Annotated in this window: 11 protein-coding genes and 1 pseudogene; 6 read left to right on the forward strand and 6 right to left on the reverse strand. The window is 72.3% G+C overall.

What is annotated here, in order from left to right; translation table 11 throughout:
- Positions 1–165 precede the first annotated feature (165 nt).
- Together ACFYP4_RS23710 and ACFYP4_RS23715 are read right to left on the reverse strand one after the other, a co-directional pair.
- On the reverse strand, positions 166–1,491 hold the full coding sequence (locus tag ACFYP4_RS23710) for a hypothetical protein (RefSeq protein WP_358852857.1): 1,326 nt from the start codon (positions 1,489–1,491) through the stop codon (positions 166–168).
- Positions 1,492–1,910: 419 nt separating this feature from the next.
- Positions 1,911–2,705, reverse strand: a complete 795-nt coding sequence (locus ACFYP4_RS23715; RefSeq protein ID WP_358852856.1) for a class II aldolase/adducin family protein — start codon at positions 2,703–2,705, stop codon at positions 1,911–1,913.
- A 183-nt stretch (positions 2,706–2,888) separates the two neighbouring features.
- Between ACFYP4_RS23715 and ACFYP4_RS23720 the strand changes: the two genes are divergently transcribed.
- Positions 2,889–3,377, forward strand: a complete 489-nt coding sequence (locus ACFYP4_RS23720) for a pyridoxamine 5'-phosphate oxidase family protein (RefSeq protein WP_358852855.1) — start codon at positions 2,889–2,891, stop codon at positions 3,375–3,377.
- Between the two features lie 187 nt (positions 3,378–3,564).
- Here the strand turns inward: ACFYP4_RS23720 and guaA are convergent, their stop codons facing one another.
- A complete protein-coding gene (guaA, locus tag ACFYP4_RS23725; protein ID WP_388787826.1) occupies positions 3,565–5,151 on the reverse strand; it encodes a glutamine-hydrolyzing GMP synthase in 1,587 nt (528 codons plus the stop codon).
- Positions 5,152–5,685: 534 nt separating this feature from the next.
- Between guaA and ACFYP4_RS23730 the strand changes: the two genes are divergently transcribed.
- Positions 5,686–5,970, forward strand: coding sequence for a chorismate mutase (locus tag ACFYP4_RS23730; protein ID WP_358852853.1), 285 nt, complete (start codon positions 5,686–5,688; stop codon positions 5,968–5,970).
- A 345-nt stretch (positions 5,971–6,315) separates the two neighbouring features.
- Here ACFYP4_RS23730 and ACFYP4_RS23735 read toward each other — a convergent pair whose 3' ends face one another.
- The gene (locus tag ACFYP4_RS23735) at positions 6,316–7,110 is read right to left on the reverse strand and encodes a hypothetical protein (RefSeq protein ID WP_388787829.1); all 795 of its coding nucleotides are present in this window, start codon (positions 7,108–7,110) and stop codon (positions 6,316–6,318) included.
- Between the two features lie 347 nt (positions 7,111–7,457).
- Between ACFYP4_RS23735 and ACFYP4_RS23740 the strand changes: the two genes are divergently transcribed.
- Positions 7,458–8,453: an LAETG motif-containing sortase-dependent surface protein gene (locus ACFYP4_RS23740; RefSeq protein ID WP_388787832.1), complete on the forward strand. Its 996-nt coding sequence runs from the start codon at positions 7,458–7,460 to the stop codon at positions 8,451–8,453.
- 97 nt (positions 8,454–8,550) lie between these two features.
- Here ACFYP4_RS23740 and ACFYP4_RS23745 read toward each other — a convergent pair whose 3' ends face one another.
- Both ACFYP4_RS23745 and ACFYP4_RS23750 read right to left on the reverse strand, forming a co-directional pair.
- Entirely contained in the window at positions 8,551–10,416 is a 1,866-nt protein-coding gene (locus ACFYP4_RS23745) for a GMC oxidoreductase (RefSeq protein WP_388787835.1), read from the reverse strand.
- 114 nt (positions 10,417–10,530) lie between these two features.
- Positions 10,531–12,192, reverse strand: coding sequence for a succinic semialdehyde dehydrogenase (locus ACFYP4_RS23750; RefSeq protein WP_358852850.1), 1,662 nt, complete (start codon positions 12,190–12,192; stop codon positions 10,531–10,533).
- A gap of 167 nt (positions 12,193–12,359) precedes the next feature.
- Here ACFYP4_RS23750 and ACFYP4_RS23755 point away from each other — a divergent pair, with 167 nt between their 5' ends.
- From ACFYP4_RS23755 to ACFYP4_RS23765, 3 genes and pseudogenes are all read left to right on the forward strand, one after another.
- Positions 12,360–12,737, forward strand: coding sequence for a replication initiator (locus ACFYP4_RS23755; protein ID WP_388787838.1), 378 nt, complete (start codon positions 12,360–12,362; stop codon positions 12,735–12,737).
- 80 nt (positions 12,738–12,817) lie between these two features.
- A pseudogene (locus tag ACFYP4_RS23760) lies at positions 12,818–12,922 on the forward strand (replication initiator); the annotation flags it as partial.
- Positions 12,923–13,258: 336 nt separating this feature from the next.
- On the forward strand, positions 13,259–13,654 hold the full coding sequence (locus ACFYP4_RS23765; RefSeq protein ID WP_388787841.1) for a replication initiator: 396 nt from the start codon (positions 13,259–13,261) through the stop codon (positions 13,652–13,654).
- Positions 13,655–13,672 lie beyond the last annotated feature (18 nt).

The raw sequence follows: 13,672 nt of genomic DNA on the forward strand, positions 1-13,672 counted from the left end.
GCACGCCCGACATGCGACGGGCGGATGTACCGGCGCGGCCCCGACCCACCACCGCAGCGCGGGCGCCCCACCCACCGGACCGAAGCCACCGCGCGCCAGGCGGCCCGAGCCCCGGCACGCACCCGGCACAGCCGGCCGGCACAGCCGGCCGGCCGCCCGACCCCCTCAGTCCGTCACGTCGATCGCGCACCGGTTCGTCTCCACGCCCGCCGCCGTGACCACCTGCACCTCCACCCGCCCCGGCTCCACATCCACCGGAACCGGCACGGTCAGCACCGCATCCGTGGGGTTGCTGAACCCCCCGGGCACCGGCACCAGCGGCACGTGCACGTGGACCGGCCCGATCCGGACGACCATCCGGGACAGCCGGTCCGCCGTCCCCGCCCCCGGCGGCACGAACCCGGCCCCCCGGATCTCGATGTCGTCCCCCGTACGGATCGGCGCGTCGAGGTCACCCGCCTCCCGTGCGCGGACGACGGAGAGAATCACCGGACGCCCGCCCTCCGCGTACTTCCCGGCGACATAGGTCGCGGCGGAGACGAGCACCAGCACAGCGAGCCCCCACGGCAGGTCGGGCAGCTGCTCCGGCCGCCGGGCCAGCCGCACCACCGCGAAGAGCAGCGCGACCGCGCCGACCACCACGTACTGGATGTCGGTGAAGCTGCCCCGGCCCGAGTCGTCGGTCAGCAGATCGGCGGCCCGGGGCCGGTCCGCCCGCACCTTCTGCAGGCGCTGCCCGAGCACCCGCAGGCCCACCACCCGCCGCACCAGCACCGCGATCCCGCACACCACGGCGACCACGGCGACCGTGCCCGCGCCGCGGGCGAGTTCGAGTCCGGCGATGAGCCGGTCCCGCTCACCGTGCCCGGACGCCACGGCCAGCTGTCCCACGAGCACGAGCACGGCGTACACCACGAGGACGACCCAACTCGCCGCCACCGCACGGGAGGTTGAGAGCCGGTTGTCCTCGCCGACGACGGGGGCGAGTACCCCGCCGCGCGCCCGGTGGACGTACCCCGCTCCCGTGAGCAGCGCGCCCACGAGCAGCGCGGCCGCCAGCCCCGCGGTCCGCGCGTCCGTCCACCCCGCTCCGATGGCGGTGAGGGCCTGTACCAGGAGCAGTACTCCCACTACCGCCCAGACCGCGACCGCGGTGCGGTGCCACAGCCGTCCCAGCCAGGCCTCGCCCTCGACGCGCGCGCGCTCGGCGACGAGGTCCGCGGCCTGGGTGAGCTCGTCCGACACCCACTGCCGGGACGCGGACACGGAGTGCGCGACCGCGGCGGGCAGCCCCTGCCCGGCGGCGAACTCATCGCGTCTGGCGAGGAATGCGGCGACCGCGCGCCGGTGCCCCTCGCGGGCCCCGTGCGGACAGTCCCCGCACGTGCACCCGCCCCCGTGCGGCCCCTGCCCGGACCCGCGCCCCGAACCCGACCCGGCTCCGGCCCCGTACCCGGACCCGTACCCAGCCCGATACCCGGACCCATACACGGCACCCGCACCCGGGCCCGCACCAGCACCAGCACCAAGCCCCGTGCGGGCCCCGGCGGCCCCCGCTTCGCTTCCCGCGCCGGACGCCCCCGCGCGGGTCCCGGAGCCGTCCCCGGAGCCGTCCCCGGGGCCACCCCCCGCACCGCGCTCCCCGCCGTGTCTCCCCTCCTGCACCGCCACGCCCGCTGCCGCCTTCCCCACAACGAAGAGTTCCCGCAGGTTCCTGCGAGCTCGGGGATCCCGGGGGATCCCGCGTCACATGCTCCCGTGCCGCCGGGCCTCCCGTACGCCTGACCGCCTCACAACTGCGTGACAACCGCCCCGCGACGACAGCGCATTGTGCCGTACCGGACACACTCCGCGTTCACCGGGTGCGGTCAGCGGGGGTGAAGGACCGGATCCCGTGTTGACCGGCCTCGCTAGCTCAGCAGATCGGGCTCGCTGCGGCTGATGTCCTGCCACAGAGGCTGGTAGTTGATCCACGCCACCAGGTCGCCGCCGAGCTGCTCGCGGGTCGCGACCGCCTGCCTGTGGTCGATGACGACCGGGCGCCCGGCCGCCCGTGCGGTGAGCTGGACCTGGCACGAGCGTTCCATCGAGAGGAACCACCAGGCCGCCGCGTCCACCGAGTCGCCGACGGTCAGCAGCCCGTGGTTGCGCAGTACGAGTGCCTTGCGGCTGGCGAGCGCGGAGGCGATCCGGCGGCCCTCCTCGGCGTCGACGGCGACTCCGCTGTAGCTGTCGTACAGAGCGTGGTCCTCGTAGAACGCGCAGGACTCCTGGGTGATCGGGTCGAGCAACTCGCCCAGCGCGGCGAGGGCGCGCCCGTGCACGGAGTGGCAGTGGGCGACGGCCACCACGTCCGGGCGGGCGGCGTGCACCTGGGCGTGCACGGTGAAGGCGGCCTGGTTCACGTGGTAGCGGCCCTCGATCACCTGCCCGTCCTGGTTGGCGAGGACCAGGTCGCCGACCGTGACGTGCTTGAACGGCATGCCGAAGGGGTTGACCCAGAAGCAGTCGCTGTACTCCGGGTCGCGCGCGGTGATGTGGCCGGAGACCCCGTCCTCGAAGCCGAACCGCCCGAAGATCCGCAGCGCGCCCGCCAGCCGCTCCTTGCGGTGGCGCCGCTCGTCGTCCAGCGACTCGTGCATCGGCGGCATGGCGAACCGCAGCCGGTCGGTGGGTACGGGCAGGGGCGGCTTGGGCCCGTGCATATGTCCTCCAGCACTGGCGTGTCGGTACGGAGCGGAAGTTACCCGGGGTCAGCGCAGGAGAACAGGGCCGCTCCGGGAAGTGAGTGCACAACCGTTACGCGAGGTTCCTGGTCCCCGGGTACCCACGTGAGGTCGCCCGGATACCCGACAGAAGATGTCCGGTATCCGGGCGAGACTCCTCGTATGACCGGTACGACGACGAACTGGGCGGCCTTCGCCGCCGCCGAACCCGAGCTGGCCCGGACGGTGCAGAACCGCTTCGGAGCCTTCACCCATCACGTCCTGGCGACCCTGCGCAAGGACGGTTCTCCCCGCACGACCGGGATCGAGGTGCGCTTCCTGCACGGCGAGCTGTGGCTCGGCATGATGCCGGGCTCGCTGAAGGCGCTGGACCTGCGCCGGGACTCCCGTTTCGCGCTCCAGGCGAATCCGGGACCGGGGACGGACCTGGGCGGAGGTGACGTGCGCGTCGCCGGGCGGGCCGTCGAGGTGCGCGACCCCGAGGTCGTACGGCGCTACGCGGACGCCGTGAACCCGCCGGACCCGGCCGCCTTCCACCTCTTCCGCGCGGAGCTGACCGAGGTCGTGCGGACGTGTGTGCAGGACGACACGTATCTGGTCGTGCAGGTCTGGCAGCCGGGGGCGCCGGTGCGAACCGTCAGACGCACCTGAGCACACGGGGGCGCCTCCGGTACGGGACGCAGCCCTGAGCCCACCTGAAGGGGCCCCGGGTTCCGACCATGCGCCCGGGCACACGTGAAGAGACATGTGAAGGGGCGCCGCCCGGTACGGACGGCGCCCCTGTCAACGGTCCTCGTCACCCTTCACGTGCCGCGGCGCGTGAGAGGCAGGGGAGGGCTCACTCCCACTCGATGGTGCCCGGGGGCTTGGAGGTCACGTCGAGCACGACGCGGTTGACGTCCGCGACCTCGTTCGTGATCCGGGTCGAGATCTTCGCCAGGACGTCGTACGGCAGGCGCGACCAGTCCGCCGTCATGGCGTCCTCGGAGGAGACGGGGCGCAGCACGATCGGGTGGCCGTACGTGCGGCCGTCGCCCTGGACGCCGACCGAGCGCACGTCCGCGAGCAGGACCACCGGGCACTGCCAGATGTCGCGGTCGAGGCCGGCCTTCGTCAGCTCCTCGCGGGCGATGGCGTCGGCGTGCCGGAGCAGGTCGAGCCGCTCCTTGTTCACCTCGCCGACGATACGGATGCCGAGGCCCGGGCCCGGGAAGGGCTGGCGCTGGACGATCTCCTCCGGCAGGCCGAGCTCCTGGCCGACCATCCGGACCTCGTCCTTGAACAGCTTGCGCAGCGGCTCGACGAGCTGGAACTCGATGTCCTCGGGGAGTCCGCCCACGTTGTGGTGGGACTTGATGTTCGCCGTGCCGGTGCCGCCGCCGGACTCGACGACGTCCGGGTAGAGCGTGCCCTGCACCAGGAAGGCGACGTCCTCGCCCTCCGCGGCCTCGGCGACGATCTCGGCCTGGGCCTGCTCGAAGACCCGGATGAACTCGCGGCCGATGATCTTCCGCTTCTCCTCGGGGTCCGAGACTCCCTTGAGGGCGGTGAGGAAGCGGTCCTCGGCGTCGACGACCTTCAGCTGGACGCCGGTCGCCGCGACGAAGTCCTTCTCGACCTGCTCGGTCTCGCCCTGGCGCATCAGGCCGTGGTCGACGTACACACAGGTCAGCTGGGAGCCGATGGCCTTCTGGACGAGGGCGGCGGCGACCGCGGAGTCCACGCCGCCGGACAGGCCGCAGATGGCGCGCTTGGTGCCGACCTGCTCGCGGATGAGGGCGACCTGCTCGTCGATGACGTTGCCGGTGGTCCAGTCCGGCCTCAGGCCCGCGCCGCGGTACAGGAAGTGCTCGAGCACCTGCTGGCCGTGCGTGGAGTGCATGACCTCGGGGTGGTACTGGACCCCGTACAGCTTCTTCTCGTCGTTCTCGAAGGCCGCGACCGGGACGACGTCCGTGGAGCCCGTGACCGTGAAGCCCTCGGGGGCGGCGGAGCAGGCGTCGCCGTGCGACATCCAGACCGACTGTTCGTCCGGGGTGCCCTCGAAGAGGGTGGAGCCGGGCTTCGAGACGTGCAGCGGCGTCCGGCCGTACTCGCGGGCGCCGGTGTTGTCGACCGTGCCGCCGAGGGCCGTGGCCATCAGCTGGAAGCCGTAGCACATGCCGAAGACGGGGACGCCGGCCTCGAAGATCGCGCGGTCGAGGCGGGGGGCGCCCTCCGCGTACACCGACGAGGGGCCGCCGGAGAGGATGATCGCCGCCGGGTTCTTGGCGAGGATCTCCTCGACCGGCGTGGTGCTCGGCACGATCTCGCTGTAGACCCGGGCCTCGCGGACGCGGCGGGCGATGAGCTGGGCGTACTGCGCGCCGAAGTCGACGACCAGGACGGTGTCGGGGGTGGCGGCAGCGGAGGGTGCTGATGGCACGGTTTGCCTTCCGGCGGGCTGCAGAGTCTGTACGTCCGATTCTAACGGGGTGCGCGGAGAACCCGTTTCCGTCCCCGTTTCCGTCCCCATGGGCTCCGCTCCCGGGCCCCTGCCTAAGCTGCCGCGCCTGCGCGCTCGTCCCGGACCTCCGCCCCGACTCGCCCCCCTGCCCCCCGACCCCACGCCGCGCCTGCGCCCCCGCTTCCCCGACCCCATGCCGCGCCTGCGCCCACGTCGTCCCTCACCCCCTGCGCGCCTGCGCCCCCGTCCTCGGACTCCGGACGGGCGGCACATCCTTGCCGGTGCCGGGCGAAAGGGTTTCCGCCGGACGGCCGCGCCGTGCATACTGCTCGCATGCTCTCGCACCAGACGTTCGTCTTTACCTATGGCAACCGGCCCACCGGCTGCCATGGTCGTGCTGCTTGAGCAACTGACAAGCGACTTCCCAGGCGCCCCGGGCCGACAAGGCCCGGGGCGTCTGGCGTTTCCCGGGTCCTGCCGCTCCGGGGCACCCTTCCGCAAAGGAGCCCCACCATGGCCGACGTACTCGACAGGACCGGCGCGCGCACCGACGAGGCCGCCGACGTGATCACCGGCGCCCGTGAGCGCATCGACGCCCTGGACGACCGGATCATCGGTCTCGTCCAGGAACGGATGGCCGTCTCCGCGGTGATCCAGGAGGCGCGGATCACCTCGGGCGGGCGCCGGGTGAACCTCTCGCGCGAGATGGAGATCCTCGGCCACTACCGGGACGCGCTGGGCGGGCCCGGCACCTCCCTGGCGATGACGCTCCTCGAGCTGTGCCGTGGCCGCGTCTGAGGCCGTCCGGGTCGCGGCCGTCACGGGCGGCCGGGTGCAGCCGCGTCCGTATGCCCTCTCACCCGTACGGCGCGTGACCGGACGGCGCGGGCTTCGTTGTCCGTGGTGTCCGTGCCAGCCAGGGGCGGGCCCGAAAGAACCACGCGTGGCTCCGCTGGGGCGATGAGACGTACGGATCGTGCCGTGCGTCGTGGGACCTCGCCTCAGAATCGTGACCGGACGGCAGGGGACAGCGGCCCGGTCATTCAAGAGAACGGCCGGCTCCGGGGACGCCCGGGGCCGGCCGCCGGAATCGTCCCGCGGGCCCCCGTGTCCGCCGCCTCAGGCACGGTCTCCGCCTCGGCCTCAGCCGGTGGCCTTCTCGACCTTGGCCAGCTGCTTCTCGATGATCTCGGACGGCACCTTCACCTTGTCCGGGGCCAGCATGTTCATCGAGGTGAAGGCCACGACGACGGTCCCGACCCGGACGACGGTGAAGGCCGAGGGCACCTCCGCGCCCTCGATGGAACCCCGGAGCCGGTAGGCGACGGACTCGTCCCCGAGGTCCGGGTCCTTGAGCGCCTTCACGTCGCTGTAGCGGTAGCCGGTGTGCTTGTAGGCCGTGCACTTGCCCGTCGCCGTGCGCAGTCCCGCGAGTACCTCGTCGGCCTCGCCCGACCTGTACGAGAGGAGCGCGAGGGAGGTGACCGAGGCGTCGAGGTCGTCCTTGGCGGTGAAGCTGCGGCCGACGCCGGCCCGCGCCGTGGGGTCGGTGGTGAACAGGAACATGTCGGCGATCGGCTGGCACGCGTCCGGGGTGGCCGGTACGGAGTCGAGCGAGACGTCCGAGGCGGCCGTCTTCTCCACCCCGTAGCCCTTGACCTCGCCGTCCGCGAGGGCGGCCTCGTCCAGCTGGGCCCGCGTCAGCACGGCGGACGCGTCGGCGGTCGCACTCTCCTTCGCCTTGCCGGCGTCCTGCGGCCCGTCGGTGCTTTCCGGCTCCTCCGCGTTCTTCGCCGCGCCGGAGGCGCCGGCGGTCGCCGTGGCGGTCTTCACCGGCTTCGAGCCCTTGCCGTCGTCGCCCCCGCCGCACGCCGCACTGCACCCCAGCGCAGCCACGACCGCGAGCGCCGCCGTGGCTCGCGACACCTTTGACTTCACGTTCCCCACCTTCAGGTTCTTCCTCACGGGGGCCGCGTCGAGACCGACGCACCCGGCGCGCCACGATGACACAGGCTCCGGCACGCGGGGCACCGGGCTCCGCCGCCCCGCCCCACGGCTCCGCGGCCCCGCGGCCCCGCGGCCCCGTGGCTCCACTGCCCCGCCGCACGGCGCGATCACCGTGTGACCCAGCCCACATAAAGATCCTGTGAGCGAGAGGGCAACCATTCCCCACCGGCACAGGTCACACCTGCTGAACCAACGGCCACACCCGCGCCCCACCGCGGAGGCCTCCCGAACTTTTCGCGTGCCGCGTCACCGCGGCACGCCGGACTTACGAGGTCTTCATGAAGCTTCGCCGTGCCATGGCCGTCACGGCCGCGGCGGCCGCCATAGCCCCGCTGGCACTGCTGTCGGCACCGACCGCGTTCGCGGAGGAGCCGGGTCCGACCCTGACGCCGAGCGCCACCGTCACGGAGACGGTGCCCGCGCCCAGCACCCCCGAGGCCACACCTCCGTCCAGCACGCCCGCCGGTACGCCCAGCACGGCGGCGCCGTCGACGTCGGCCCCCGCGGCCTCCACGACTCCCTCGGGCACGCCGTCGGCGACGCCGGGCGACGAGCCGACCGACCCCGAGGTCCCGTACTGCGAGGACGTCGACGAGGAGTACGGCGACGCCAAGGTGTCCGCCGACATCAAGGGCCTCCCCGGCAAGATCGTCGCGGGCAGCGGTTACCACGCGTTCGAGCTGACCGTCACGAACGACTCGAAGATCGACATCGAGGGCGTCGCCTTCTACGCCGAGATCGAGAACTACGAGCTCGACGAGTCGAAGTACCTGAGCAAGTACGTGGACCTGGAGTTCAAGAACCCCGAGTCCGGCAAGTGGACCCGCATCGGCGACGACTCGTGGGCCGGTGACTACTTCTTCTACGCCGAGACGCTGAAGTCGAAGCAGACCGAGTCGGTCGACCTGCGCGTCAGCATCGACAAGAACGCCCCCGCGGGCGACGCCTACTCCTTCGGCTCCGGCGCCTACCTCGACAACGTCGACGGTCAGGACTGCGTCGCCGAGGGCTGGGCCCAGTACGACTTCGTGGTCCTCAAGCCCGGCTCCGAGAACCCGAACCCGGGTGAGGCCGAGCCGGGTGACGACGACGAGAAGGACCCGGTCAAGAGGCCGCAGGGCGACGTCTCCGAGCTGCCGACCGGCAGCCTCGCCGAGACGGGCTCCAGCTCCGCACTGCCGGTCATCGGTCTCGTCGGCGGTGTCGCCGTCGTCGCCGGTGCCGGAGCGGTGTTCGTGGTGCGTCGCCGCAAGTCCGGTGACGCCGCCGCGTAGGGCGGACCACCCGGGGCTCACGCCTCGCACCTGAAGAAGGACCTGTGCTCGGAGGGGGGCACAGGTCCTTCTTCATGCGTGCGGGGGCCCGCGGAGGTCAGCTCTTGGGCGGCACCGCCGGCATCCCGAGGAACGGCAGCCGCAGTGCGCCGAACGCGTCCGCGGGGACGGCGGGCGACCGCGGCTCGACCGCCTTGAGCCGCTCGTACGCCGCTCCCTGGGCCGGACGCGGGTCCGCCTCGCCCTTGTTCGGCCAGTACGACATCGCGCGCTCGGCCTGGGCGGTGATGGTGAGGGACGGGTTGACGCCGAGGTTCGCGGAGACGGCGGCACCGTCGACGACGGAGATGCCCGGGTGTCCGTAGAGCCGGTGGTACGGGTCGATCACGCCCGTCTCCCGCGAGTCGCCGATCGGGCAGCCGCCGAGGAAGTGGGCGGTGAGCGGCGTCCCCATCAGCTCACCGACGTTGCTGCCGGCGAACCCGTTGATCTCGGCGGCGAGCGCGGTGGCCGCCTCCGAAGCCGCCCTGATCTGCTTGGGGTTGGGCGCCCCGTGTCCCTGACGTGCCGTCAGCAGCCCCTTGCCGGCTCCCGTCGGCTTCAGGTACGTCGTCAGCGAGTTGTCCAGGGACTGCATCACCAGTCCGATGATGGTGCGCTCGGACCAGCGCCGGTTGGAGAACGAACGCACCGTCTGCACCGGGTGCCTGGCCGCGTTGAGCAGCCAGCCGAGAGCGCGCGAGGAGTTCTCCGCGTACGGGACCTGGAGGATGGACAGGCTGCCCATCGCGTTCGAGCCCCTGCCGTAGCGGACCGGCTCGATGTGGGTGTCGTCGTCCGGGTGGATCGACGAGGTGATCGCGACCCCGCGGGTGAAGTCGGCCTTCGGCTCGCCGTGCGCCTTGCGGTAGCGGCGGTTGTCGGTCTGGGCGCCCACCAGCGCCTCGGAGTTGGTGCGGGTCAGCTCACCCAGCCGGGCGGACAGGTACGGCAGCTGGCCGCCCGACTTCATCCGGTGCAGCAGGGTCTGCGTGCCGTAGGTGCCGGCGGCTATGACGACGCGGCGCGCGGTGAACGTACGGCCCTGTCCCTTGCGGCGGTCGTCGGTGGGCAGGGTCCGGACGGCGTACCCGCCCCGCGAGTCGTCGGTGACGGACACGACGGTCGTCATGGGGTGGACGACGGCGCCCGCCTTCTCGGCGAGGTGGAGGTAGTTCTCGTTGAGGGTGTTCTTCGCGCCGTGGCGGCAGCCGGTCATGCACTCGCCGCACTCCAGGCACGCCTTGCGGTCCGGTCCCGCGCCGCCGAAATAGGGGTCCGCGACCCGCTCCCCCGGCTCGGCCCGCACGTCGCCCTCGGCGTCCTGCCCGTCCCCGAAGAAGACGCCCACCGGCGCCATGTGGAAGGTGTCGCCCACCCCCATGCGTTCGGCGGCCGCCTTCAGGTGGACGTCGGACGGGGTCATCGTCGGGTTGAGCCGCACGCCCAGCATGCGCCGGGCCTGGTCGTAGTACGGCTTCAGCTCCTCCTCCCAGTCCGTGATGTCCTTCCACTGCGGGTCCTCGAAGAAGGGCTTCGGCGGTACGTAGAGGGTGTTGGCGTAGTTGAGGGAGCCGCCGCCGACGCCGGCGCCCGCCAGCACCATGACGTTGCCCAGCAGATGGATGCGCTGGATGCCGTACATGCCGAGCTTCGGAGCCCACAGATAGTTCTTGACGTCCCAGGAGCTCTTGGGCAGCGATGCGCGGGTGAAGCGGCGGCCCGCCTCCAGCACGCCGACCCGGTAGCCCTTCTCGGTCAGGCGCAGCGCGGTGACGGACCCGCCGAAGCCGGAGCCGACGACGACGACGTCGTAGTCGTACGCCTCGTCGGGGCTCACCTCAGGGGGGCCGGCCGCGGTCTCGGCGAGGGCGTCCGCGGGGGCGGCCGCATCCGGTTTCCGGACAGAGTTCTCCTGTGACACGTGCTCTCCTCGTTGAAAGCGGGCTGTCTGGGCTGCCGGGACTCCCCAGGTCGTGTCCGCGAAGTCCCGTCGTCCGCCCGGAGGGCGGAACAGGCGGGACTTCGCGGACACGGCCTAGCGAAGGCGCAGGGCCTTCATGGCCCGCAGGCTCCGGCTCATGAACGCGGCGTACTTCTCGTCGTCCATGCCGAGCGACGGCGCCATCGGCAGCAGCCGCTGCTGGGCGACGGTCTGCGCCTCGGTGTACTTGAGGATGCCCTCGGAGCCGTGGCGGCGGCCGAGGCCGGAGTCCTTCATGCCGCCCATCGGCGACTGGACGCTGCCGTACGCGGACGCGTAGCCCTCGTTGATGTTGACGGTGCCGCTGCGGAGCCGGGCCGCGACGGCGCGTCCGCGCCGCCCGTCCTTCGTCCAGACCGAGGCGTTCAGGCCGTACGGCGTGTCGTTGGCCCGTTCCACCGCCTCGTCCTCGGTCCGGAAGCGGTAGACGGACACGACGGGGCCGAAGGTCTCCTCGGTGCAGACGGCCATGGGCGACTCGACACCGTCGAGGATGGTCGGCTCGAAGAAGTACGGGCCGATGTCCGGGCGGGCCACACCGCCGGCCACGACCCGGGCCCCCTTGGCGACCGCCTCGGCGACGTGCCGGGTGACGGTCTCCAGCTGCCGCTCGCCGACCAGCGAACCCATGTCGGCGCCGTACGCGAGGGACGTGCCGAGGCGCATCGCCCTGGTGCGGGCGGCGAACCGCTCGAGGAACGCGTCCGCGACGGACTCGTGGACGTACAGCCGCTCGATGGAGATGCAGAGCTGGCCGGCGGAGGAGAAGCAGGCGCGGACGGCACCCGCGGCGGCCTTGTCGAGGTCGGCGTCGGCGAGCACCAGCATGGCGTTCTTGCCGCCGAGTTCGAGGGAGACGCCGACCAGGCGGGCGGCGGCGCCCTGCGCGACCTCGCGGCCGGTGCGCGTGGAACCGGTGAAGGAGACGTAGTCGGCGTGCCGGACGACCTCGGGGCCGACGACCGGGCCCTCGCCGATGACGACCTGGAAGACCTCGGCGGGCAGCCCGGCCTCGATGAGCAGGTCACGTGCCCACAGCGCGGTCAGGCAGGTCTCCGTGTCGGGTTTCATCACGACGGCGTTGCCCGCGACGAAGGCGGGGAGCGCGTCGCCGACGGACAGCTCCAGGGGGTAGTTCCAGGGTGCGATCTGGCCGACGACACCGCGCGGGTGACGCAGCTCGGTGACCTTGGTGAGCGTCGGGACGGCGCCGGCGTGCCGCTTGGGCCCGAGATACGAAGGGGCCTTGCGGCCGTAGTGCCGGGCGGCGACGGCCACCGCCTGCACCTCCTCGTGGGCGTGCAGCCGGGCCTTGCCGGTCTCCAGCTGGATCAGGTCGAGGACCTCGGCCTGCCGGGCGAGCACCAGGTCGTGGAAGCGGAGCAGCACGGCGGCGCGCTCGCGGACCGGGACCGCGGCCCAGACGGCCTGCGCCTCGCGGGCCCGCTCGAAGGCCGTACGGACGTCGTCGGGAGTGGACTCGGGCAGATCCGCCAGCTTCGCGCCGGTGAGCGGCGTGTGGTTGGCGGTACGGCCGGAGCCGGCCACGCCCTTGGTGAGCTGGGCGACCAGCTCGGGCGTGACGACGTCGGCGGCGGTGCGGGCGCCCTTGGGGGCGGGCGCGAGGGGGTTGGTGCCGTGGGCACCGGTGCCGGTGGTGCCCGTCCCGGCCGTGTCGTCGGTGCCGGTCTTCTCCGGGGCCTGCGAGTCCGTCATGAGCCGCAGCGTATGCCCGCCCGTACGCTTTGGGTACCCGTCGGTAACGGGCTTTCACGGAGTACACACACGGTGCCAGTGATCGCTGGCAACGAATGCGCTGATCAGCGCGTTGTGGCTCCGGCGATCACGGAATGGTCACTCGTGGCGGAGCGCAGCAAAGGGTGATGCCCGTCCGCCTGACCGGCCGCACCACCACCGTCGACACCACGACCGGCGAGGTACTACGTACCTACACCTCCTCCGCCGAGCCGACGGGCAGTCTGCTCACCACCTGCGGCAACCGCCGCGCCTCCCGCTGCCCCGCCTGCTCCCGCCTCTACGCCGCCGACACCTACCACCTCATCCGCGCCGGCCTGTCCGGCGGAAAAACCGTCCCCGACACCGTCCGCACCCACCCCCGCGTCTTCGCCACCCTCACCGCACCCTCCTTCGGCCCCATCCACAACCGCCCCACCGCTCCCGGCGGCGACACCAGGCCCTGCCGCTGCCACCAACTCCACGGACCCACGGACCCACGGACGCCTTGCTGGGCACGCTGCTGAACCCGGCGACGTACGACTACACAGGCGCGGTCCTGTTCAACGCCCACGCCTCCACCCTGTGAGCCCGCTTCACCATCTACCTGCGCCGCCAGCTCGCCGCCCGGCTCGGCCTCACGCAGAAGGCCGCCCGCGCTGTGCTGCGGATCTCCTTCGCCAAGGTCGCCGAGTACCAAAAGCGCGGCCTGGTTCACTTCCACGCCGTGATTCGGCTCGATGGCCCCGACGGCAACATCACGCCCCGCCCCGTCTGCGACCGTCGCCGTGCTTACGGACGCCATCCGGGCCGCAGCCCTCCGGGTCCGGGTGGCCGTCGCCTCGGACGCCATCGGGGAGCGCGAACTCACCTGAGGCACGCAGCTCGACGTGCGCGAGATCGCCGCCTTCGGCGCCGGCGCCGAACTCACCGATCAGGCCGTGGCCGCTTACGTGGCCAAGTAGTACGCCACCAAGTCCGCCGACGCCTCCGGCACTCTCGACCACGCCTGTTCTGCCGCCCCTGCCAGGGACGCGGCGCCACCCTCTTGCCCCACGGCACCCCGCTCCCCTGCACCGCCTGCGACGGCACCGGACAGGCCCGCCCCCTGCCCCAGCTCGCCGTCGCCCGGCACGTGCGGCAGATGATCCGCACCTGCTGGGAGCTGGGCAAGCTGCCCGAGTTCGCCGAACTGAAGCTCTGGAAGTGGGCGCACATGCTCGGCTTCCGGGGCCACTTCTCCACCAAGTCCCGCCGCTACTCCACCACCCTCGGCGCGCTGCGCGCCGAGGCCGCACATGGCGCACCGAACAGGCCCACGCCGGCCTCCCCGAACTGGACCCGACAACCACTCTCGTCGTCGGCCACTGGGACTACCAGGGCTCGGGCTACAACCCCGGCGGCGCGCTCCTCGCGGCCCACGTCTGGCACCGCCGGGAACTGAAACGCCGGTTCATCGCCG

The sequence above is a fragment of the Streptomyces sp. NPDC005551 genome (assembly GCF_042871785.1).
GTDB lineage: Bacteria > Actinomycetota > Actinomycetes > Streptomycetales > Streptomycetaceae > Streptomyces.